This window comes from Streptococcus sp. CF10-1 (genome assembly GCF_024295825.1).
Classification (GTDB): domain Bacteria; phylum Bacillota; class Bacilli; order Lactobacillales; family Streptococcaceae; genus Streptococcus.
On record NZ_JANCPQ010000008.1, the window covers coordinates 21,553 to 44,851 of the forward strand.

The window sequence follows — 23,299 nt, forward strand, 5'->3', positions numbered from 1 at the left end:
TTTGTGAAATATTTGAATAAATTAATTGATATACCTGATGTTGAAAAAAAGATTCAATTGAAAAAATCGTTATCTAGAGAGATGAGAGTAATGAAGGAGGACTTAAAGCCAAGAAAGTGTTTGCTTTGTGATAAAGATACTACAAGTTTTTGCAACTCTCACACCATTCCACAGTTATCGTTAAAAAATATTTCTGATTCTGGCAAGTTGACTCAAGCTGGTTATTTAATAGGGAGCGATCTGTCAGATAATGATAAGGGAGTGAGCAATTCGGGAACGATACAAATTATTTGTCGTAAATGTGATTCTTTCTATTTTCAGGAATATGAAAATGAAATGAATCTTACGTCTTATCCTAGCGATAAAATGTTGTCACAAATTGCATTGAAAAATTTCCTTTTAGAACTAGTTAGAATGAGGGAGGAAAAATATCATTTTAAAAAATCAATGTCTGATAATACAATCAAGAAGGCTTTATACTTAAGAATACCTGAGATTTCTAATAAAACGTTAGAGAATACATCTCAAAAAATAAAAGATCTTCATAATTCTTTTGATTATGATATTGAAGATTTTCAAAATGAAATTTTACTCCATAAAACTGCTATTGAAAACAATCTTAAAGGAGCATATCAAATTATTTTTCATGAGGTGCTCCCCTATAAGACACCGATAGCGTTTCAAGGCTCATTAACGTTGATTAGAGATATGTATGAATATCCAGTGAATGATACGAGTAACCATTCAAAAAAAAATCGTATTCAGAAGTTGCATCTGGCTATTTTACCATTAAAAGAAAAGACGATAGTGCTAGCTTTTTATCATAAAAGGGATTGGAAATATAGATCTCTAAAAAGTCAGTTTAACAGTAGCAATCGATTGAAGAAACTGGATTTTCTTAATTATTTAATATTTGCTTACACTGAAAACTACTACTTTAGCCCGACAATTAAAGAAAAAATTAGAACAAATGAGAAGCTTGTGCTACTTAGTCAAGAACTTTTCGGCAAACCTAATTTGGGTCAGTATGTAGGTGTTGATAGTTATAAGAGAGTCGAGCCAGATGAAATTCCTAATTTTCTTTTAGAAGAGTGGGCTATAATGTAAAAATAAAAGGTATAAAAAATGACATACGAAGTAAAATCTCTTAATGAAGAATGTGGTGTTTTCGGTATCTGGGGCCATCCAGATGCTGCTAAATTGACCTATTTTGGTCTCCACAGTCTTCAGCACCGTGGTCAGGAGGGGGCAGGAATCCTCTCCAATGATCAGGGGCAATTGAAGCGTCATCGTGACATGGGGCTTTTATCAGAAGTGTTCAGAAATCCAGCTAATTTGGATAAACTGACTGGAGCGAGCGCGATTGGGCATGTTCGTTATGCGACTGCTGGCGAAGCTTCTGTAGATAATATCCAGCCCTTTCTCTTCCGCTTTCACGATATGCAGTTTGGATTGGCTCACAACGGAAACTTGACCAATGCTGAATCGCTCAAGAAAGAATTGGAACAAAGAGGAGCTATTTTCAGTTCAACTTCGGACTCGGAAATCTTGGCTCACCTCATTCGTCGAAGTCACAATCCGAACTTGATGGGCAAAATCAAGGAGGCGCTCAGCCTTGTCAAAGGCGGATTTGCTTATATCCTGCTATTTGAGGATAAGTTGATTGCTGCGCTTGATCCTAATGGTTTCCGTCCACTTTCTATTGGGAAAATGGCAAACGGAGCGGTGGTGGTTTCGTCAGAAACCTGTGCTTTTGAAGTTATTGGTGCTGAGTGGATTCGCGATGTAAAACCAGGAGAGATTGTAATCGTAGATGACAATGGGATTCAGTACGATAGCTATACGAATGATACCCAGCTGGCGATTTGTTCTATGGAGTATATCTACTTTGCTCGTCCTGATTCTAATATCCACGGTGTCAATGTCCATACAGCTCGCAAACGTATGGGGGCCCAATTAGCGCGTGAGTTCAAGCACGAAGCGGATATCGTGGTTGGTGTGCCAAATTCCTCGCTCAGCGCAGCCATGGGATTTGCAGAAGAATCTGGTCTGCCAAATGAAATGGGTCTCATCAAAAACCAATACACCCAACGCACCTTTATCCAACCGACTCAAGAATTGCGGGAGCAAGGGGTGCGGATGAAACTGTCTGCTGTTTCGGGTGTTGTCAAAGGCAAACGTGTGGTGATGATTGATGATTCCATTGTTCGTGGGACGACCTCTCGCCGTATCGTTCAGCTTTTGAAAGAAGCAGGTGCGTCTGAGGTTCACGTTGCCATTGGTAGTCCAGCGCTGGCTTATCCATGTTTCTACGGGATTGATATCCAGACGCGTCAGGAGTTGATTGCGGCCAATCATACGGTCGAAGAAACTCGCCAAATCATTGGTGCGGATAGCCTGACCTATCTTTCGATTGATGGCTTGATTAACTCTATCGGGATTGAAACAGATGCACCGAATGGTGGTCTCTGTGTCGCTTACTTTGACGGCGACTACCCAACTCCTCTCTACGACTATGAGGAAGACTATCAAAGAAGTTTTGAAGAAAAGACCAGTTTTTACAAGTAGACGGATAAAGACTCTCCATGAAAGGAAAGGAAGAGAAGATGACAAATAAAAATGCTTATGCGCAATCCGGTGTGGATGTTGAAGCGGGTTATGAAGTTGTTGAACGAATCAAAAAGCACGTGGCTCGTACGGAGCGTGCGGGTGTTATGGGAGCTCTTGGTGGCTTTGGTGGCATGTTTGACCTTTCAAAGACAGGGGTAAAAGAGCCTGTCTTGATCTCAGGGACTGACGGTGTCGGGACCAAGCTCATGTTGGCCATCAAGTATGATAAGCATGATACGATTGGTCAGGACTGTGTGGCTATGTGTGTTAACGACATCATCGCTGCAGGTGCGGAGCCTCTTTACTTCCTTGACTACGTCGCGACTGGCAAGAATGAACCAGCTAAACTAGAACAAGTGGTTGCTGGTGTAGCAGAAGGTTGTGTGCAGGCAGGCGCAGCCCTCATCGGTGGAGAAACGGCTGAAATGCCTGGCATGTATGGCGAAGATGATTATGACTTGGCTGGTTTTGCAGTAGGTGTGGCTGAAAAATCTCAAATCATAGACGGTTCAAGAGTAGCTGAAGGTGATGTCCTTCTCGGACTTGCGTCAAGTGGGATTCACTCAAATGGTTACTCACTCGTGCGTCGTGTTTTTGCCGACTACACAGGTGAGGAAGTCTTGCCAGAATTGGAAGGTAAGAAGCTCAAGGAAGTCCTTCTTGAGCCAACTCGTATCTATGTCAAGGCTGTCTTACCACTCATCAAGGAAGAGTTGGTCAACGGTATTGCCCACATCACAGGTGGTGGCTTTATCGAAAATGTCCCTCGTATGTTTGCAGATGACTTGGCTGCTGAGATTGAAGAAAGCAAGGTTCCAGTGCTTCCAATTTTCAAGGCTCTTGAAAAATACGGTGAAATCAAGCATGAAGAAATGTTTGAAATCTTCAATATGGGTGTTGGACTCATGTTGGCAGTTAGCCCTGAAAATGTAGGCCGTGTCAAAGAATTGCTGGATGAACCAGTCTATGAAATTGGTCGCATCGTTAAGAAAGAAAACGAAAGTGTCATCATCAAATGAAAAAAATAGCGGTTTTTGCCTCTGGTAATGGCTCAAATTTTCAGGTGATTGCCGAAGAATTTCCGGTGGAGTTTGTTTTTTCAGACCATCGTGACGCCTATGTGCTCGAGCGTGCAGAAAAGCTCGGCGTCCTGTCCTATGCTTTTGAACTCAAGGAGTTTGAGAACAAGGCGGACTACGAAGCTGCTCTTGTCGAACTCTTGGAAGAACACCAGATTGACTTGGTTTGCCTCGCTGGCTACATGAAAATCGTTGGTTCAACCTTGTTGGCAGCTTATGAAGGTCGAATTATCAACATTCATCCAGCCTACCTGCCCGAATTTCCAGGAGCTCATGGGATTGAGGATGCTTGGAATGCTGGGGTTGCTGAGAGCGGCGTCACCATTCACTGGGTGGATTCCGGAGTGGATACAGGCAAGGTCATCAAACAAGTCCGTGTGCCACGTCTATCTGCTGATACCATCGAAAGCTTTGAAGCTCGCATTCATGAGGCAGAGTATAAGTTGTATCCAGAGGTTATTAGAGAATTGTTGGACAAGTAAATGAAAGGAAAAAACATGACTAAACTCGCCTTAATCAGCGTCTCAGACAAAGCGGGCATTGTTGAATTTGCCCAAGAACTCAAAAAAATTGGTTGGGATATTATCTCAACAGGTGGGACCAAAGTTGTCCTTGACAATGCTGGGGTGGAGACCATTGCGATTGATGATGTGACTGGGTTCCCAGAAATGATGGACGGTCGTGTCAAGACCCTGCACCCGAATATCCATGGTGGTCTCCTTGCTCGTCGTGATTTGGATAGCCATCTTCAAGCGGCTAAGGACAATAATATCGAATTGATTGACCTTGTGGTGGTAAACCTTTACCCATTCAAGGAAACGATTCTCAAACCAGATGTGATGTATGCAGATGCAGTGGAGAATATCGATATTGGCGGGCCATCCATGCTTCGTTCAGCGGCTAAAAACCACGCTAGCGTAACGGTTGTGGTAGATCCTGCTGACTATGCTGTGATTTTGGACGAGTTGTCAGCCGATGGTGAAACGACTTACGAAACGCGTCAACGTTTGGCAGCTAAGGTTTTCCGTCACACTGCGGCTTATGATGCTTTGATTGCGGAATACTTCACAGCTCAAGTGGGCGAAAGCAAACCTGAAAAACTGACCTTGACTTATGACCTCAAGCAAGCCATGCGTTACGGTGAGAACCCTCAACAAGACGCGGACTTTTACCAGAAAGCTTTGCCGACTGATTACTCCATTGCTTCAGCCAAACAGCTTAACGGTAAGGAATTGTCATTCAACAATATTCGTGACGCTGATGCGGCCATCCGTATCATCCGTGATTTCAAAGACCGTCCAACTGTTGTGGCTCTCAAACACATGAACCCATGTGGAATCGGTCAGGCTGACAACATTGAAACAGCTTGGGACTACGCTTATGAATCTGACCCAGTGTCTATCTTTGGTGGAATTGTCGTCCTTAACCGTGAGGTGGATGCTGCGACAGCTGAGAAGATGCACGGCGTTTTCCTCGAGATCATCATCGCACCGAGCTATACGGATGAAGCGCTAGCCATTTTAACCAACAAAAAGAAAAACTTGCGCATCCTTGCCTTGCCATTTGATGCTCAAGAGGCTAGCGAAGTGGAAGCAGAATACACAGGTGTGGTTGGTGGACTCCTCGTTCAAAACCAAGACGTGGTCAAAGAAAGCCCGGCTGACTGGCAGGTGGTAACCAAACGCCAACCAACCGAGACAGAAGCGACTGCCCTTGAGTTCGCTTGGAAAGCAATTAAGTACGTCAAATCAAACGGTATCATCGTGACCAATGACCACATGACACTCGGTGTTGGCCCAGGACAAACCAACCGTGTGGCTTCTGTTCGTATTGCGATTGACCAAGCTAAAGACCGCCTTGATGGCGCTGTGCTTGCTTCGGATGCCTTCTTCCCATTCGCGGATAACGTGGAAGAAATCGCTAAAGCAGGTATCAAAGCCATCATCCAACCAGGTGGATCTGTCCGTGACCAAGAATCTATCGAAGCAGCGGATAAATACGGCTTGACTATGGTCTTCACAGGAGTAAGACATTTTAGACATTGATGGGTATTTAAAAATTAGCTCATTATCAACTATGATGAATGATTTATCGCTAGCAATGAGAGAAGACGTAAGTGTTCTTCTCTTTTTGTATGTCTAAAACAATAAGCATTTTAGTGTTAGAAATTATTAAAATGATTTGTCAGAGCTGCTCATGACTAATATCGAAAAACTCAGTTTCTCACTTAACTATTTTTCATACGTTTTATGGTGTTTAAGGTTGTTGTGACTAGCTCGTTAACAGGCATTGTCTGGTAATCTGTTTTTAGCCATTCATCAAAAATATTGTAGAGACCTCCAACGATGAATCTACTATCATAGGTGATTTGTCTTTGATTACTGTTTGTGACATGCCAAGGTGCCATGACAGTGGTATAAGCAGTAGAAAGCTTATCATAAGACATTTGCAAGATAAGCACGAGCAAGTTTGCGTCTTGCAAAATTTTTAATGGCTCAGTGTACTGGCTCCAATACTGAAAGAAAAGGTTCACTAAATCTTCAAAATTAGTCAGTTTTGCTGTTTGAAGTTCGATAATATAGTCTTGAATTAAGCGGTCTAAATAGTTCGTAAGAACTTCCTCTTTTGAATGGTAATAACGATAAAACGTTCGTCTAGCAATTTGAGCATGTTCGCTGAGTTCAGCAATGCTGATATTTTGGAGAGACTTCTTAGTTGCTAATAAATCGAACAAGGCTTCTTCCAGCCATTGCCGCATTTGATATTCCATGATATTTTTCCTTTCCTGTCACACTTTTGGTCAAACTGTGCCAATTTCTCTTAACCTCTTGTTTTTGTAACAGTTTATCTTTATACTAAAAGTGTTGCGCGTGATATATGATTATCATTTATTCTTAACATTGTACAATTGTTAGTTGTTATTAAGGAGGTAAAGATATGAGCATTCTTTTTAATGTTTGGATGCTACCTATTTTATTTATTTTACACGATTTTGAAGAAATGATTTTTATGCCCTTGTGGAAAACACGGCATCATCAAAAATTAGAAACTTTTAAGAAACCGTTCTTTGGTTCCGTTACGCAAGGCTCCGCTTTTGCAGTAGGTGTGTTGGAGGAATTTATCATCCTGGTGTTTATTTCTGGATTCTGCCAAATAACTCACAACACTTTACTCTATTTATCTTTTGTAATAGCTTATACAGCTCATTTCATAATCCATTATATCATGTGCATGCAATTTAGGGGTTATGTTCCTGGAGTCGTCACAGTAACCCTAGAATTGCCAATGGTTCTAATGATTATTTCCCACTATTGGTCTTCTGACGTTCCTTTGTTATCAGTCTTTGTCTATCTTTTATTAGCCATGATAATAGCTTTTACGAATCTTAAAATAATGCATCTCATCATGCCAAAAATCCAAACACATCTAGAAAAATATGCGAAATGAAAAATGATTAAATGAGAGCTACTTTTTAACCTTTCTGATATAACTGGTTAATGAGCAGCCAATAATCCATCGAAGCAGCGGATAAATACGGCTTGACCATGGTCTTCATAGGAGTGAAACATTTTAGACATTAAGAAAACAAAAGGGAAGAAAACAGTTTCTTTCCTTTTTTGCTTAAAAAAGCTTAATGAAACAAGATTAAAACGAACGTTTGTGGTATAATGTTAGTAAATAATTCGCAAAAGAGGTTGAGAGATGAAGCTGTTAGTTGTCGGTTCGGGTGGTCGTGAACATGCGATTGCTAAGAAGTTACTTGAATCAAAAGATGTTGAAAAAGTTTTTGTAGCTCCTGGAAATGACGGAATGACTCTGGATGGTCTGGAATTGGTAAACATTTCTATTTCCGAACATTCTAAGTTAATTGACTTCGCAAAAGTCAACGATATTGCTTGGGCCTTCATCGGGCCAGATGATGCCCTTGCGGCTGGTATCGTAGATGATTTCAATAAGGCAAGTCTCAAGGCTTTTGGTCCGACTAGGGCTGCAGCGGAGCTGGAGTGGTCCAAGGATTTTGCTAAGGAAATCATGGTCAAATATGACGTTCCGACAGCAGCCTATGGCACATTTTCAGATTTCGAGGCAGCTAAGGCTTACATCGAAGAAAAAGGAGCTCCAATCGTCGTCAAGGCAGACGGTTTAGCCCTTGGGAAAGGTGTCGTCGTTGCGGAGACGGTTGAGCAAGCGGTCGAAGCCGCTCATGAGATGCTTTTGGACAATAAGTTCGGTGACTCAGGCGCGCGTGTGGTTATCGAGGAATTCCTTGACGGAGAAGAGTTCTCTCTCTTTGCCTTTGTCAATGGGGACAAGTTCTACATCATGCCGACGGCTCAGGATCACAAACGTGCTTACGACGGCGACAAGGGCCCTAACACTGGTGGGATGGGTGCCTATGCGCCAGTTCCTCACTTGCCACAGAGCGTGGTTGACACAGCTGTTGACACCATTGTCAAGCCAGTCCTTGAAGGGATGACCAAAGAAGGTCGTCCGTATCTTGGTGTCCTTTACGCGGGTCTTATCTTGACAGTTGATGGACCTAAGGTTATCGAGTTCAATGCTCGTTTTGGAGATCCCGAAACTCAGATTATCTTGCCTCGTTTGACATCTGATTTTGCGCAAAATATCACAGATATTTTGGAAGGTAAAGAACCAGCCATTACGTGGACGGACAAGGGTGTGACTCTTGGTGTGGTTGTCGCATCCAAGGGCTACCCGTTAGACTATGAAAAAGGTGTCAAGTTGCCAGCCAAGACCGAGGGCGACATCATCACTTACTATGCTGGGGCTAAGTTTGCGGAAAATAGCAGAGCACTGCTGTCAAATGGCGGTCGAGTATACATGCTGGTCACCACAGCAGATACTGTCTCAGCTGCGCAGGAAAAAATCTACGACCAACTAAAAAAACAAGACACAACAGGTCTTTTTTATAGGCATGATATTGGTGGTAAGGCTTTGTAAATCAAATCTATGAAACTTTTAGCCGTGAGACTTAAAAATAGACTTCAGGTGTTTGAAAAATGAAAAATAGATTGCTAGTTTTAGAAGGTTCAAGCTTGACCTCACGAGAAACTTTGACAGTTTTGTTGAAAGAAAGCTATAAAATTGATGTGTTATCTCCTAGAAGATTTTCCATTGCATACTTCAGTCGTCTAACCCATAGAGTTCCGATAGTTGATGTGAATCGTTTTCCTGTAGATTATCTGAGACAGGTTAGTCAGTTGCTTCATAAAACCAATTACAAGGCCATTTTGCCAACACATGAAGAAGGCTGGTTATTGGCAAATGGGAAACAATTTTTGCCTCAATCGCTACCAATCGCCCTTGCTGATAAAGAGCAGTTTAAAATGTTGGCTGGAAAGATTGCTTTTGCTGAAACTGCGGATTTATTAGGACTTCCCACACCTAAGTGGGAGTACGTGAAAGATGCAGACTCTATACTGTTAGACTATCCTTATTGGCTGAAAGCAGATTATGGTACTGCCGGTCGCTCGGTTTATAAGATTTCAAGTAAGAAAGATTTGGCTGAAGTGACGAGCAAATTAACAGCGAGTGATGAGGAATGGATGGTTCAGCAAGACATAGTTGGAGACTATGGTCAGGTTCAAGCAGTGTTTGATCATGGAGAATTACTCGCAGTACATTCTAGCGTAAAAGTAGGTTCTGGCGCGGGTGGTTCGGCTGCGGCAAGATTAAGCATAGAATCTAAAAGAACGAGAGAGCATGTTGAAAAATTAGGACAATATATACAATGGCATGGCTGTCTAACCCTAGATTTTATACGTAGGGGAGATCAATTTTACTATATAGAGTGTAACCCTAGAATGGTAGAGCCTGCTAACGCTTATAAAGCAGGAGTTAATTTTCCAAAAATCATGATAGAACTAGCCAGTCATAGCTACGCTAAATCTGAGGTCATTCTTGGTCAAGCAGGCGTTGAGACGCATAGTCTGATGGCTTTGATTATTGGAACAGCTGAGAAGACGAAAAGTAGAAGAAAAATATTGCAGACAATAAAGTACTGGCTTTTAAGATGTGATAGTGAAGAAGTGTTGACACCTGTATGGAAGGATTTGCCGAGCATTATACCTCTTGTGACAATTATACTTCGTTTATTGATAAAACCTAAGAGCGTTGAAAATCTGGTTAATCAGACTGTTCAACATTATAGTGTTGAATCAGCTACTGTAAAAAATATTGAGCAAAAGAATTAGTTTATTCAGAGGAGAAAATATGAAACCAATTATTTCCATCATCATGGGCTCAAAATCCGACTGGGCAACCATGCAAAAAACTGCCGAAGTCCTAGACCGTTTCGGTGTAGCCTACGAAAAGAAGGTTGTCTCTGCCCACCGTACACCAGACCTCATGTTCAGACATGCCGAAGAAGCTCGTAGCCGTGGCATCAAGGTCATTATCGCAGGTGCTGGTGGCGCAGCCCATTTGCCAGGGATGGTCGCAGCGAAAACAACCCTTCCTGTCATCGGGGTACCTGTCAAGTCGCGCGCTCTTAGTGGCGTGGACTCGCTCTACTCTATCGTTCAGATGCCAGGTGGTGTGCCTGTTGCGACTATGGCTATCGGTGAAGCAGGTGCGACAAATGCGGCACTCTTTGCCCTCCGTCTCCTGTCAGTAGAGGATCAGGCTATCGCGACAGCTTTGGCAGATTTCGCAGAAGAACAAGGAAAAATCGCAGAGGAGTCTACCAATGAGCTCATCTAAAACAATCGGAATTATCGGTGGCGGTCAGCTGGGTCAGATGATGGCCATTTCTGCTATCTACATGGGGCACAAGGTCATCGCGCTGGATCCTGCGGCGGATTGCCCAGCTTCTCGTGTGGCGGAAATCATCGTGGCTCCCTATAACGATGTGAACGCTCTCCGTCAGCTGGCTGAGCGATGTGATGTCCTCACCTATGAGTTTGAAAATGTCGATGCCAACGGTTTGGATGCTGTTATCAAGGATGGTCAGCTTCCTCAAGGAACAGACCTGCTTCGCATTTCGCAAAATCGTATCTTTGAAAAGGACTTTCTCTCAAACAAGGCTCAAGTCACTGTGGCACCCTACAAGGTTGTGACTTCAAGTCAAGATTTGACGGAGATTGACTTGTCCAAAAACTATGTCCTAAAGACTGCGACTGGTGGCTACGATGGGCATGGACAAAAGGTTATTCGTTCGGAAGAAGACTTGGAAGAAGCCCGTGCACTAGCCGACTCAGCAGACTGCGTCTTGGAAGAATTCGTCAACTTTGACCTTGAGATTTCTGTCATCGTATCAGGAAATGGCAAGGATGTGACGGTTTTCCCCGTTCAGGAAAATATCCATCGCAATAACATCCTGTCCAAGACCATTGTGCCAGCTCGCGTTTCAGAAAGTCTAGCAGAAAAAGCAAAAGCAATGGCAGTGCGAATCGCTGAACAACTGAACTTGTCTGGAACTCTCTGCGTGGAAATGTTTGCGACTGCCGATGACATCATTGTCAATGAGATTGCTCCACGTCCACATAACTCTGGCCACTACTCTATCGAAGCCTGCGACTTCTCCCAGTTTGACACCCATATTTTAGGCGTTCTAGGAGCACCATTGCCAGCTATTAAACTGCATGCGCCAGCCGTTATGCTTAATGTACTCGGCCAACACGTTGAGGTCGCTGAAAAATATGTCACAGAAAATCCAAGCGCCCACCTTCACATGTATGGTAAAATAGAAGCGAAGTACAACCGCAAGATGGGGCATGTGACCTTGTTCAGTGATGTGCCGGATAGCGTGGTTGAGTTTGGAGAAGGGATTGATTTTTAGGTGAGAATAGCAATTTTAGGTCTTGGGGTTATCGGGACCATTTATGCCTATGCTTTTCAAAAAGCAGGTCATCAGGTAGATCACGTGCTGAGAGAAAGTAAGAAAAGTACAGCACCAAACGTTTTGCCAGTTGATTTGCTAGATGGCCGTTATGTTTCCAAAGGTGAAAATAAACGGGATACCTATGTGGTTCATGTGGCGGAGGCTCATGCGGAATATGATTTTATTTTTATCAGTGTGCGTCAGGGTTTTGTAAAAGAAGCCGTGGAAACTTTGCGAGAAAATCAGATTAAAGGAACTCTCGTTTTCTTCTGTAATTTCTGGAATACGCGAGAGGAAGTAGAGAAATGGGCAGGGGAGTATGACTATATTCTCGCATTTCCTACAGCTGGTGGTCATATGAATAAGGATCATTTAGATGGCGTCTTGTTCGACCATTTAATGTTAGAAGAGGAGAAAAAAGCACGCATCCTCAATTATGCTGACTTGACGGATTTGCTGACTTCAGTAGATTTGAAGTGGGAGGTTCCCCATGATATGGTCGAGTGGATTTGGATTCACATGGCGATTAATGCGGGTGTCACCTCGACAGCTGCACGCTCGGGAAATCTAGAAAATCCAGAAAAATTGGCTTTGAACTTGATGAACAGTTCTTCGGAATTATCATTAGCCATCAAGGCCATTCGAGAGGCTTTGAAAGTCGTAGAAGCGCGTGGTGTGAATTTGAAACTTTACAAAGCAGAACTCTTGCCTTATAAAATTCCCGCTTGGATTGCAGGGAAGGCCATGAAAGCTATGTTTGCGAAAAATGAGCTGACCCGAAAAATCATGACCTTGCATAATGATAAACAAGATATCTTTTACTGTTGTCAAAGTGTCTATCTGACAGGTCAGGAGTTGGGTGTTGAGATGCCTATTCTGGAAGCCAATATGAAGGGGGCTTCTGTCTAGAGTATTCTGGTTGTGCAATGGTTTTATTGAACAAGATAAGACTGTGGAGCAGTCGTCTAGGTCTTGTATGCTAGTGGCAATCACGAAAAGGTGAAAGATAAGCATGAAGAGCTAGTAGCTCAGCACCCAGAAAACTATTTGGCGATTTGTGATTTGCCACTGGATACTAATCTCTATATTTTATCATGTTGCTTATTGTGTCTATTGGAAGAGAAGAGCTTAATTAGCTATGAAAACTATCGGTCTGATTGGCGGTATGAGTTGGGAAAGTACTACATCTTACTACCAAATCATCAACGAAACCATCAAAAAAGAGCTGGGTAGTTTGCATTCGGCTAAGATTCTGCTTTACAGTGTTGATTTTGCAGAGGTTGAGCATTATCAGGCAGTAGGAGACTGGGAGAAAAGCGGTCAACTTTTGGCAGATGTTGCTAAGCGCTTGGAGCAAGCAGGTGCAGATTTCATCGTTATTTGCACAAATACCATGCATAAAGTTGCCCCACAAATACAAGAAAAAATTACAATTCCAGTCTTGCATATTGCAGTTGCAACTGCTCAGGCCTTGTTGGCTGATGGTATTCAAAAAGTAGGTCTGCTAGGAACTAAGTACACCATGACCCAAGATTTTTACAAAGAGAAATTGATAGAGTCTGGATTAGAAGTGCTGATTCCAGACCAAGCTGGAATTACAGAGGTCAATCGAATCATTTATGACGAGCTCTGTCTAGGTGATATCAAAGAAAGTTCAAAGCAGACTTATCTTGCCGTTATAGATGATTTGAAAAAAGCAGGCGCTGAAGCTGTTATCTTGGGTTGCACCGAGATTGGTCTCCTGGTCAAACAATTCGACACTGACCTGTCCCTCTATGACACAACGGTGATTCACGCAGAGAAAGCGGCGGAGTGGAGTATAGAGTAAGATGTTGAAATGAACAGTGTTATTAAATTTAGATTCACTTTAAAGGGGGAATATAATGATACCTGAGTTATTAAAGAGCGTTGAGAGTAAATATACGATTGAAACTGATGGATTAACAATAAAAAATAATGCAATTATCACTAGAAATAATAGTATCCAAATATCAAATTTATCCATGTTAAGTAAAAGTGAATTTAAATCACCAGTCACGCTACGAGATATATTTATTCTGATAATTCTATTTATGATTGGATTGATCCCACCATTTTTAGGATTAATATTATTTGGTTTATATGCATGGTACGTTTATAATAAACACCAAAATCATTTGAAGTCAAAATATTATATAGTATTTAATTTGGGATCAAGTCAAAATTATTTATTGTATTTCGAAGACGCTAAATTTAGAGATACTGTTTTTAATATTATTACGGAATCTTTTAGTAATAAAGCGGAAAATATATACATTGATATAAAAAATCAAAATATAGAGAATTATGATAGTAAAAATATCTATGAAAAGGAAGTATCTCAAACAACTGTATCAGGTAATGATAATGTAGTTGGAAATGATTTTGGTTCAGGTAATAATGTCACACTTAATGGGGACAACAATGTTAACTCAAATATTGTTACAGATTCTATTTTAGAAAAATCTAATATGAATGTTGAGTTTCCGTGGTCGGAACTTTCTAAACAACTTCAACAGATTGTTAACAATGCTTCTGTTCTATCTGAGCAATCTATCGAAATTTTAAAGGATTTACTTGCTGCAACTGACAAAAATAGCGAGTCTGAATTTACTGTAATTGTTAAAGAGAATGCTTCATTTTTCAATCAACAATTTATTAAAGATATAATATCAGGAACTTTAGGCGGAGTTATTTCATCATTACTATCAGGCAAATAAAATTATAGGAGAAACATCATGATCAACCGTTACTCTCGCCCTGAGATGGCGAACATTTGGAGTGAAGAAAATAAATACCGTGCTTGGCTTGAGGTGGAAATCTTGGCTGATGAGGCATGGGCTGAGTTGGGGGAAATCCCTAAGGAAGATGTGGTTTTGATTCGCGAGAAGGCGGACTTTGACATCGACCGTATTTTGGAGATTGAGCAGCAAACTCGTCACGATGTGGTTGCCTTCACACGTGCGGTTTCTGAAACTCTTGGTGAAGAGCGCAAGTGGGTCCACTATGGGTTGACTTCTACTGACGTGGTGGATACGGCCTACGGTTACCTTTACAAGCAGGCCAACGACATCATCCGTCGAGACCTTGAAAACTTCACTAACATCATCGCTGATAAGGCTAAAGAGCACAAGTTCACTATCATGATGGGGCGTACCCACGGTGTTCACGCTGAACCTACAACCTTTGGTCTTAAATTGGCGACTTGGTACAGCGAAATGAAACGAAATATCGAGCGTTTCGAGCATGCGGCTGCTGGTGTGGAAGCTGGTAAGATTTCGGGTGCGGTTGGGAATTTTGCTAACATCCCACCATTTGTAGAGCAATATGTTTGCGATAAACTTGGTATCCGTGCTCAGGAAATCTCTACACAAGTCCTTCCTCGTGATCTTCACGCTGAGTACTTTGCAGTTCTTGCTAGCATCGCGACTTCCATCGAGCGCATGGCGACTGAGATTCGTGGTCTGCAAAAATCTGAGCAACGTGAAGTGGAAGAATTCTTTGCCAAGGGGCAAAAAGGTTCTTCAGCAATGCCTCACAAACGCAACCCTATCGGTTCTGAAAACATGACTGGTCTGGCGCGTGTTATCCGTGGTCACATGGTGACGGCCTATGAAAACGTTGCTCTCTGGCATGAACGCGATATTTCCCACTCATCAGCTGAGCGTATTATCACACCAGATACGACCATTTTGATCGACTACATGCTCAACCGTTTTGGAAATATCGTCAAGAACTTGACGGTATTCCCAGAAAACATGATCCGCAACATGAATTCTACGTTTGGTCTTATCTTTAGCCAACGTGCTATGTTGACCTTGATCGAGAAGGGAATGACGCGTGAGCAAGCCTATGACTTGGTGCAACCAAAAACGGCCTACTCTTGGGACAACCAAGTAGACTTTAAACCGCTTCTGGAATCAGATCCAGAAGTCACTTCACGCCTCACTCAAGATGAAATTGACGAAATCTTCAACCCTGCATACTACACTAAACGAGTGGATGATATCTTTGAACGTATCGGACTCGGTGACTAATCATAACAAAAAGCGAGATTCAATCTCGCTTTTTCGTATTCTCTTAGAAGAATCTTAGTCTTCTTTTCTCTTAGTGAGTCCGTAGGCTGCTAGTGTGCCCATGAGTCCTATTGCAACCAAGCCTGCAGAGTCTTGACTTCCTGTTGCAGGGAGTTGTTTTTCATCTGCTTTGGCAGTAGTTGGTTGAGCATTCTCTGTCTTCTCAACGGCAGTGCCGACTTCAACGACTTGAGTGACTGCTTCCTGTGATACCGCACTATTGACAAGGGTTCTTTCTTCCTTGCCGTCAGCAGTAGTGCTAACAGAGTAGAAGACGGTACGGCGACCATTTACTCCGGAAACGACGACTTGACTTTGTCCTTTTGGCAATTGAGGATTTTCACGTGTCACGGTAGTGAACGGAATCTCTTCTTCTTGGATGTCTAGTCTAGGTTTTGCTTCTGTGGCTGGGGCAAGACCGTGTTCATCTCCTACATGGGTAACAAGGGTTCCGACTTCAATGACTTGTGTCACTGCTTCTTGCGTTACAAAGCTATCAACAAGAGTCTTCACTTCTTTGCCATCAGCAGTAGTGCTTACAGAGTAGTAATGACTGCGACGACCGTTAACACCTTTGGTAAGGACTTGAGTCTTCCCCTTGAGCAAGAGTGGATTTTCACGTGTTACGGTAGTGAACGGAATCTCTTCCTCTTGGATGTCCAGTCTGGGTTTTGCCTCTACGGCTGGAGCAAGACCGTGTTCATCTCCTTTGTGAGTAATAGGGGCACCGATTTCAACCACTTGGGTCACAGGTTCTTTGGTCACTTGGCTATCTAGAACCGTTTCTGTTTGTTTTCCATTTTCAGTAAGAACAGAGATGTAATGAGTGCGTTCGCCCTCTACACCTGGTGTGATGATCTTTTCCTGACCAGCTGGGAGATTCGGATTTTCCTTCTTGATAACTTCAAATGGAATCTTTTCTGCTCTTGTGATGAGTTCCGGTTTGGTTTCAACATTGGCAGCTAGTTCATTTTCATCAAGGCTTCCTGAGTGGGTTACTGCTGGTTTGAGGCCTAGGCGGGCTGCCTTGAGTTTGGCTACGAGAGCGTCTAACTCGGCTTGTTTGTTACGGTTGAGGTTGTAGTTGAGAGCTTCTTTCGCTGCATTTAGAGCATCCAAGCTTTCCTTACTGTATCCATCCAAGTTTGCAGGGATTTGAGCAAGTTCCTCACGGAGTGCATTGTAGTTAGCGCGGAAGTAGTCTTTGTTATGGTCTGCAAAGGCAGTCATGAGTTCAAAGATTTCTTCTTCCTTGTACTCAGCGCTTGGTCTATCTGCCCAGATGGCAAGCATGCTTCCAACTGTTGGAAGATCTATCTCAGGATATTTGGTAGATGCAAGCTGGTTAAATGGTGTTTTTTTAGTGTTTTCAATTGCCTTTTTGAGGAAACCGCCACCATCTTCAGGTTTTTGACCGAGAATGTAGTACCAGTCTCCGTTGGTATTAAGGAATTTATAGCCTTTACTTGCAAGGTACTGAGGAGATGCAAGGTTGTAGCCCCACCATCCTTTAGACCAGTAAGAGATGATGACATCCTTATCAAACTCAACATCATCCTTGTCCTCGTAGTAGAAACCATCGTTGAAGGCCATTGGTTGAAGGCCTCTTTCTTTAGCCATAGCAGCAAGGGTGTTAGAGTACTCAGCAAACTTGCCATAGAGTCCATACCATTTGAGGTAGTACCAGCCTTGAGCGTTGGTAGCGTCATTGGCATATTCGTCTGTACCGTAGTTGAAGATCTTTGTCTTGCCTGCAAAGAAGTCCATGTACTTGCCGATGAGGGCTTTGACAAAGTTCATTGCTTCTTCGTTTTCAAGGTCCATGGTTGTCTTAGAGACCTTGTCAAAGTTGGCTTGAGGATTCTTGATTCCAAGTTTTTCCATAGCGACGAGCATGGCATCCATGTGACCTGGGCTGTTGATTGCTGGGATGAGTCCGAGGCCTTTTGATTTTGCGTACTCGATCAATTCAGTGATTTCAGCTTGACTAAGAGTGGTTCCGTTTGGATCATCGTAGTAAGCTTTTGTTCCTTCGATGATGGCCTTTTTGACATCATCACTTGCATAAGTTTTGCCGTTAGCTGTGATGGTCATGTCATCAAGGAGGAAGCGAAGTCCATCATTTCCTAGGAGAAGATGCACATCAGAGTAGCCGAGTTCGCTCGCCTTGTCTACGATGCGTTTGAGTTGGTCGAGTGTGAAGTACTTACGTCCAGCATCGATGGAGATTACCTTGTTCTTGGCAAGTTTTTCAACTTCGCGTTTCGCGTCTTCTTCTTTTTGAGCTTCTGGTGTGAAGGTCAAGTTGCTTACAGCTTCTTGGAGTTTTGCGATTGCTTGATCAATGGTGTCTTGTTGGGCACGGTTGAGGTTGCTATCGAGTGAGCGAATAGCTTTTTCAGCTTCTTTGACAGCTGCGACACTTTCTGCAGTATAGCGGTTAAGGTCTGTTGGGACTTCTTTCAGAGCTTGTTCAGTAGACTCATAGTCAGCTGCGAAGTATTCAGCATTGGCATTTGCGAAGCTACGCATGAGTTTGAAGAGGCGAGATGGTGAATAGCGTGCAGATGGGGTATCCGCCCAAGCAGCTACCATACCACCGATGAATGGGATAGTAGCCCCATCAGATTTTGGTACAGAAGTAATTGGAGTGTTTTTGATACCATTGAGCCCTTGGTCGAGGTTGTACCAGCCTTGGCCATCGGCATTTCGTCCGAGGACGTAGTACCAAGCATCGTTGGTGTTAAGGATTTGGTGGCCTTTTTCAACTAGGAGTTTAGAAGAAGCGACGTCGTATCCGCCCCATCCACCAGTCCACATAGAAACGATGATGTCTTTGTCAAAAGTTCCAAAGCTAGTGTCGCTATTGTAGTAGATACCGTCGTTAAAGGCCATTGGTTTGAGACCGTGAGATTTGACGATGCGAGCAAGGTCATTAGCATAGGCGATAAATTTATCATAACCCTTATCAGGGAATCCATCTTCTGGATACCATTTATAGGCTTGAAGAACGCTCCATCCTTTGGCATCTGTAGCGTCGTTGGCATATTCGTCTAGCCCGATATTGAAAATATCAGTTTTTCCAGCGAAGTAAGCAGCATACTTGTCAATCAGAGCTTTGGTAAATGCAACAGCTTCTTTGTTATCAAGGTCAACGGTACGAGCAGATTCCTTACCAAAGTAGTTGAAGTTCGGTTTTTGGATGCCTAGTTCTTTCATTGCATGCAAAATCGCATCCATGTGACCAGGGCTGTTTACAGTTGGGATGAGACTAATGCCTTTGTTTTTAGCGTAGTTAATCAAGTCCGTCATCTGACTCTCTGTCAAATGGTTGCCGTTTGGATCCTTGTAGTAGGCATCAGTTCCATTTTCGAGTGCACGTTTGACATCGTCGCTTGCATAGGTTTTACCATTGGCTGTGATTGTCATATCGTCTAGCATGAAACGCATGCCATCATTTCCAACTAGTAGATGAAGATCGGTATAACCGTAGTGTTTGGCTTTGTCGATGATTTCTTTGAGTTGGTCTGGAGAGAAGTACTTACGTCCAGCGTCGATTGAAATCATTTTTCTTTTCGCCAGTTTTTCATTTACCTGAGCTGCTCGTTCCGTGTTAGGAGTGGCTACTGCAGGTGTGACGGCTTCATTTTTCTTTTCTGAAGAAGTGCTTTCAGCAGGAGTTTCAGCTGGGGCAGGGCTTTCTTTCTCGGCAGTAGGAGTTGGAGTAGCATTTTCTGTCACAACTGGTGCGCTTGACTCTTCTGTTGTTGGAGCAACTGTTCGAGGAGCCTCCTGGTCTTCTTTGACCTCCTCTTTTACAGGTTTGTCAGCCTTTTCTTCCAGTTTTTCTGGGACCTTGGAGTCTACAGTTTCTTTGACTGCTTGTGGACTCTCCTGAATCGTTTGAACAGTTTCTTCAGCTGTTGGAGCTGGAGTAATCCCGTCGGCAGATACGACTTGAGCGCTAAAAGCAAATCCTATAAGTACAGAAGCTGCCCCAACCGCGTATTTACGGATGGAGAAGCGCTGTTTCTTTTCTAGTTTCATGACAAAACCTCCTTGTTATTATCATATATGATAGCGTTTACATAAAACCAATTTTATTTTATTATCTAAGGAGTAAAATGTCAAGTGGGTTTATATAAGAACTATAATAAATAGAGGAAATCATAAGATTTAGGAGAAATTTGCTAATGAGGGATAAAACAGAGGAAAAACCAAATGAAAATTTACCTTGTTTTTAGTAAAAATGCTACTAATTAAATAAGAGCCCTTCATAGCGTTTTCCCAACTTCTTTCTCGTGCTATAATGAATATAGAAAAAGCCTAAGCTAGGCTCAGGCTTTTTCTTAATGACCTCGGTTACATGAGATGAATTTGATTTTGTAGTAGTCTGCTCGCTTATAAGTTTCACTATAGGCAAGGACTTGGCCAGTGGCCTCAAGTTTTGTAGTCTTCGTTTGGAAGACAGTTGGGAATTGTGTATCGATTCCGAGTACAGAAGCAGCATGCTCTGGAGTTGGGAATGCGATTTCGTTGATTTCCTCAAAATGTTCATCACTCATGTGAATGCGGTAATCCAATTTGAAACGTGTATAGATAGAGCTATAATAGTCAAGATTTGGATAGTTGGCATTGATGTATTGCTCAGGAATATAAGATGTGTGGTAGATGTATGTCACGTCGTTTGTCTGACGAATACGTTCAATCTTATAGTAGAATTGATCTCCACGTAGTCCAAGTTTATCTAAATATTCAAGTTTGTTTCCGCGCTCGATAGAAAGGACAGTAACTTTATCGTCTTTTGTTTCAAAGATTTCGACATCTGAAAACTCAACGAGTTTGTGCTTGCGGGCACGTGAAACGAAAGTACCTTTACCTTGTTGGCGGACAATGTAGCCGTCTTTAGCAAGGTCGTTCAAGGCACGAACAACTGTGATTGAACTCACATCGTACATCGCGATCAATTCGGCTTCTGTATAAAATTTATCTCCACTTGCAAATTGACCAGAGATGATTTTATTTTTTAATTCATCTTTAATATATTGGTATTTAGGAATAGCCATAAATTTCACCTCGATTCTCTTTCTCCAATTTTGATTTTACCACAAATATAGAGAAAAGAGTAGTATTAAGGTCAAAAAATTAAAATAATAGACTAAAAATGTTATTTTACATGTAAAAAAATTCATTTGATGTTCTTGTGAATTATCATACATAAAAAGATCGTTTTCATGCTATTTTTAGATAATTTCGGTAAACGGTAAGTAAAAAAATAGAAAAATTTTAAATAATTTTCTAAAACCTATTGACAAATGCAAAAGATTTGATTATAGTTAATATTATAATAAATGAAAGCGCAAACTTAATTCGTCAGAGGTAATAACATGACCAGATTTAAAATTGAGGACGATTTCTATTTAGACGAAAAATCGTTCAAGATTTTGTCCGGCGCCATTCATTATTTTAGGATTCCAGCAGAGGATTGGTATCATTCTCTCTATAACTTAAAGGCGCTTGGCTTTAATACAGTCGAGACCTATGTAGCTTGGAATTTACACGAACCTGTTGAAGGGGAATTTGATTTTGAAGGTGCCAGAAATTTGGAGAGGTTTCTTCAAATAGCACAAGATTTGGGTCTCTATGCCATTGTACGCCCGTCTCCATTTATCTGTGCGGAATGGGAATTTGGTGGCTTGCCGGCTTGGCTCTTGACCAAGGACATGCGAATCCGCTCGTCCGACCCGGCCTACATCGAGGCGGTTGCTCGCTATTATGACCAATTATTGCCAAGGCTTGTGCCTCGCTTGTTGGATAATGGTGGAAACATTCTCATGATGCAAGTCGAAAATGAATATGGCTCTTATGGAGAAGATAAGTCTTATCTACGAGCGATTCGAAAATTGATGGAAGACCGAGGGATTGATTGCCCACTCTTTACTTCAGATGGCCCATGGAGGGCTACTCTGAAAGCCGGAACCTTGATCGAAGACGACCTCTTTGTGACAGGGAACTTCGGCTCTAAAGCTCCGTACAACTTTTCACAGATGCAGGAATTCTTTGATGAGTATGGCAAGAAATGGCCCCTCATGTGTATGGAATTCTGGGATGGTTGGTTCAATCGTTGGAAAGAACCCATCATCACACGGGATCCTAAAGAATTGGCAGAAGCTGTTCGAGAGGTATTGGAGCAAGGCTCTATCAATCTTTACATGTTCCATGGTGGAACAAACTTTGGTTTCATGAATGGTTGCTCGGCTCGAGGAACTCTGGATTTGCCACAAGTCACATCTTACGACTATGATGCCCTTCTCGATGAAGAAGGAAATCCAACTGCTAAATACTTAGCAGTCAAGAAGATGATGGCAACCCACTTCCCAGAGTATCCACAGTTGGAACCACTCTATAAGGAAAGCATGGAGATAGGGGCCGTTCCATTGGTCGAAAAAGTTTCCCTGTTTGAAACCCTGGATAGTCTCTCTAGTCCTACTGAAAGTCTCTATCCAAAAGCGATGGAAGAACTTGGTCAAAGTTATGGCTACCTGCTCTATCGCACTGAGGCAAGCTGGGATGCAGAAGAGGAACGTCTCCGTATCATCGATGGACGTGACCGAGCTCAACTCTTTGTAGATGGTCAATGGATTGCTACTCAATACCAGACAGAGATTGGTGAAGACATCTACTGTCAGGGAAACCGAGAAGGCTGTTCAGAGATTGATATCCTGATCGAAAATATGGGGCGTGTTAACTATGGACACAAGTTCTTAGCAGATACGCAACATAAAGGCATTCGTACAGGTGTCTGCAAGGATCTACATTTCTTACTGAATTGGAAACAATATCCACTACCATTGGATAATCCTGAGAAAATTGATTTTTCAAAAGGATGGACAGAAGGACAACCAGCCTTTTACGCTTTCGACTTTACGGTCGAAGAGCCAAAAGATACCTACTTAGACTTGTCTGAGTTTGGTAAGGGAGTTGCCTTTGTCAACGGGCGTCACTTAGGACGTTTCTGGAACGTCGGCCCGACCCTCTCACTTTATATCCCTCATAGCTATCTCAAGGAAGGTGCTAACCGCATCATCATCTTTGAAACTGAGGGCGAATATAGAGAAGAGATTCATTTAACTCGTAAACCTACACTAAAACACATAAAGGGGGAAAACTTATGACAATTGTAGGATGCCGTATCGATGGACGTTTGATCCACGGTCAAGTAGCCAATCTTTGGGCTGGAAAACTAAATGTTTCACGCATTATGGTTGTAGACGACGAAGTTGTTAACAACGATATTGAAAAGAGTGGTTTGAAACTTGCGACACCACCAGGTGTGAAACTCAGTATCTTGCCAGTTGAGAAAGCAGCAGCAAATATCCTTGCTGGTAAATACGATAGCCAACGTCTCTTTATCGTTGCACGTAAACCAGACCGTTTCCTTGGTTTGGTCGAAGCAGGTGTTCCGCTTGAAACACTCAACGTCGGCAATATGTCTCAAACACCAGAAACTCGCTCTATCACACGTTCTATCAACGTGGTAGACAAGGATGTGGAAGACTTCCACAAACTAGCAGAAAAAGGTGTAAAACTCACTGCTCAAATGGTTCCAAATGATCCAGTTTCAGACTTTTTGAGCTTGTTAAAATAGGAAAAAATTTTTAGGAGGTCATTGT

General features: G+C 42.4%; 19 protein-coding genes and 1 pseudogene. 17 read left to right on the plus strand and 3 right to left on the minus strand.

All coding sequences use genetic code 11. The features are described 5' to 3' along the window. The first annotated feature begins 3 nt into the window (after positions 1 to 3). Genes NMM25_RS09420 through purH form a run of 5 tightly spaced genes read left to right on the plus strand, consistent with a single transcriptional unit; the run spans position 4 to position 5,734 of the window. A complete protein-coding gene (locus NMM25_RS09420; RefSeq protein ID WP_254736702.1) occupies positions 4 to 1,107 on the plus strand; it encodes a hypothetical protein in 1,104 nt (367 codons plus the stop codon). A gap of 18 nt (positions 1,108 to 1,125) precedes the next feature. Next, entirely contained in the window at positions 1,126 to 2,568 is a 1,443-nt protein-coding gene (purF, locus tag NMM25_RS09425) for an amidophosphoribosyltransferase (RefSeq protein WP_125840622.1), read from the plus strand. Positions 2,569 to 2,606: 38 nt separating this feature from the next. Next, entirely contained in the window at positions 2,607 to 3,629 is a 1,023-nt protein-coding gene (gene purM / locus NMM25_RS09430) for a phosphoribosylformylglycinamidine cyclo-ligase (RefSeq protein ID WP_254736703.1), read from the plus strand. Next, the gene (gene purN, locus NMM25_RS09435; protein WP_084939638.1) at positions 3,626 to 4,171 is read left to right on the plus strand and encodes a phosphoribosylglycinamide formyltransferase; all 546 of its coding nucleotides are present in this window, start codon (positions 3,626 to 3,628) and stop codon (positions 4,169 to 4,171) included. The genes purM and purN overlap by 4 nt, the downstream gene beginning before the upstream one ends. A gap of 15 nt (positions 4,172 to 4,186) precedes the next feature. Next, positions 4,187 to 5,734: a bifunctional phosphoribosylaminoimidazolecarboxamide formyltransferase/IMP cyclohydrolase gene (gene purH / locus NMM25_RS09440; RefSeq protein WP_254736704.1), complete on the plus strand. Its 1,548-nt coding sequence runs from the start codon at positions 4,187 to 4,189 to the stop codon at positions 5,732 to 5,734. 182 nt (positions 5,735 to 5,916) lie between these two features. Here purH and NMM25_RS09445 read toward each other — a convergent pair whose 3' ends face one another. After that, positions 5,917 to 6,459 (minus strand): TetR/AcrR family transcriptional regulator, encoded by a 543-nt coding sequence (locus NMM25_RS09445; RefSeq protein ID WP_254736705.1) that lies wholly within the window; start codon positions 6,457 to 6,459, stop codon positions 5,917 to 5,919. 167 nt (positions 6,460 to 6,626) lie between these two features. Between NMM25_RS09445 and NMM25_RS09450 the strand changes: the two genes are divergently transcribed. The 10 genes and pseudogenes from NMM25_RS09450 to purB all read left to right on the plus strand — a co-directional run bounded on the left by NMM25_RS09450 (position 6,627) and on the right by purB (position 15,587). Beyond that, a complete protein-coding gene (locus NMM25_RS09450) occupies positions 6,627 to 7,136 on the plus strand; it encodes an HXXEE domain-containing protein (RefSeq protein WP_254736706.1) in 510 nt (169 codons plus the stop codon). A 255-nt stretch (positions 7,137 to 7,391) separates the two neighbouring features. Beyond that, positions 7,392 to 8,651 (plus strand): phosphoribosylamine--glycine ligase, encoded by a 1,260-nt coding sequence (purD, locus tag NMM25_RS09455; RefSeq protein WP_254736707.1) that lies wholly within the window; start codon positions 7,392 to 7,394, stop codon positions 8,649 to 8,651. Positions 8,652 to 8,710: 59 nt separating this feature from the next. Continuing rightward, positions 8,711 to 9,904, plus strand: coding sequence for an ATP-grasp domain-containing protein (locus tag NMM25_RS09460; protein WP_254736708.1), 1,194 nt, complete (start codon positions 8,711 to 8,713; stop codon positions 9,902 to 9,904). 19 nt (positions 9,905 to 9,923) lie between these two features. Continuing rightward, positions 9,924 to 10,412 (plus strand): 5-(carboxyamino)imidazole ribonucleotide mutase, encoded by a 489-nt coding sequence (gene purE / locus NMM25_RS09465; RefSeq protein WP_033605793.1) that lies wholly within the window; start codon positions 9,924 to 9,926, stop codon positions 10,410 to 10,412. After that, entirely contained in the window at positions 10,399 to 11,490 is a 1,092-nt protein-coding gene (gene purK, locus NMM25_RS09470) for a 5-(carboxyamino)imidazole ribonucleotide synthase (RefSeq protein ID WP_254736709.1), read from the plus strand. The genes purE and purK overlap by 14 nt, the downstream gene beginning before the upstream one ends. Further along, complete coding sequence (locus tag NMM25_RS09475; RefSeq protein WP_254736710.1) at positions 11,491 to 12,441, plus strand: 2-dehydropantoate 2-reductase N-terminal domain-containing protein; 951 nt, start codon at positions 11,491 to 11,493, stop codon at positions 12,439 to 12,441. It begins immediately after the preceding gene. A 10-nt stretch (positions 12,442 to 12,451) separates the two neighbouring features. After that, positions 12,452 to 12,615 (plus strand): annotated as a pseudogene (locus NMM25_RS10585) (phosphoribosylaminoimidazole carboxylase); the annotation flags it as partial. A gap of 55 nt (positions 12,616 to 12,670) precedes the next feature. Then, positions 12,671 to 13,360: an aspartate/glutamate racemase family protein gene (locus NMM25_RS09480; protein ID WP_254736711.1), complete on the plus strand. Its 690-nt coding sequence runs from the start codon at positions 12,671 to 12,673 to the stop codon at positions 13,358 to 13,360. Between the two features lie 55 nt (positions 13,361 to 13,415). Then, entirely contained in the window at positions 13,416 to 14,270 is an 855-nt protein-coding gene (locus NMM25_RS09485) for a hypothetical protein (protein ID WP_247926441.1), read from the plus strand. Positions 14,271 to 14,288: 18 nt separating this feature from the next. Continuing rightward, positions 14,289 to 15,587 (plus strand): adenylosuccinate lyase, encoded by a 1,299-nt coding sequence (gene purB, locus NMM25_RS09490; protein ID WP_254736712.1) that lies wholly within the window; start codon positions 14,289 to 14,291, stop codon positions 15,585 to 15,587. 54 nt (positions 15,588 to 15,641) lie between these two features. On the opposite strand, the gene strH is transcribed toward purB, so the two are convergent. Together strH and NMM25_RS09500 are read right to left on the minus strand one after the other, a co-directional pair. Then, positions 15,642 to 19,673 (minus strand): LPXTG-anchored beta-N-acetylhexosaminidase StrH, encoded by a 4,032-nt coding sequence (strH, locus tag NMM25_RS09495; protein WP_254736713.1) that lies wholly within the window; start codon positions 19,671 to 19,673, stop codon positions 15,642 to 15,644. A gap of 302 nt (positions 19,674 to 19,975) precedes the next feature. After that, entirely contained in the window at positions 19,976 to 20,692 is a 717-nt protein-coding gene (locus NMM25_RS09500) for a GntR family transcriptional regulator (protein ID WP_001007181.1), read from the minus strand. Between the two features lie 321 nt (positions 20,693 to 21,013). On the opposite strand from NMM25_RS09500, the gene NMM25_RS09505 reads away from it, so the two are divergent. Beyond that, positions 21,014 to 22,801 (plus strand): beta-galactosidase family protein, encoded by a 1,788-nt coding sequence (locus NMM25_RS09505; RefSeq protein ID WP_254736714.1) that lies wholly within the window; start codon positions 21,014 to 21,016, stop codon positions 22,799 to 22,801. Continuing rightward, positions 22,798 to 23,274: a PTS system mannose/fructose/N-acetylgalactosamine-transporter subunit IIB gene (locus NMM25_RS09510; RefSeq protein WP_000156968.1), complete on the plus strand. Its 477-nt coding sequence runs from the start codon at positions 22,798 to 22,800 to the stop codon at positions 23,272 to 23,274. The genes NMM25_RS09505 and NMM25_RS09510 overlap by 4 nt, the downstream gene beginning before the upstream one ends. Positions 23,275 to 23,299 lie beyond the last annotated feature (25 nt).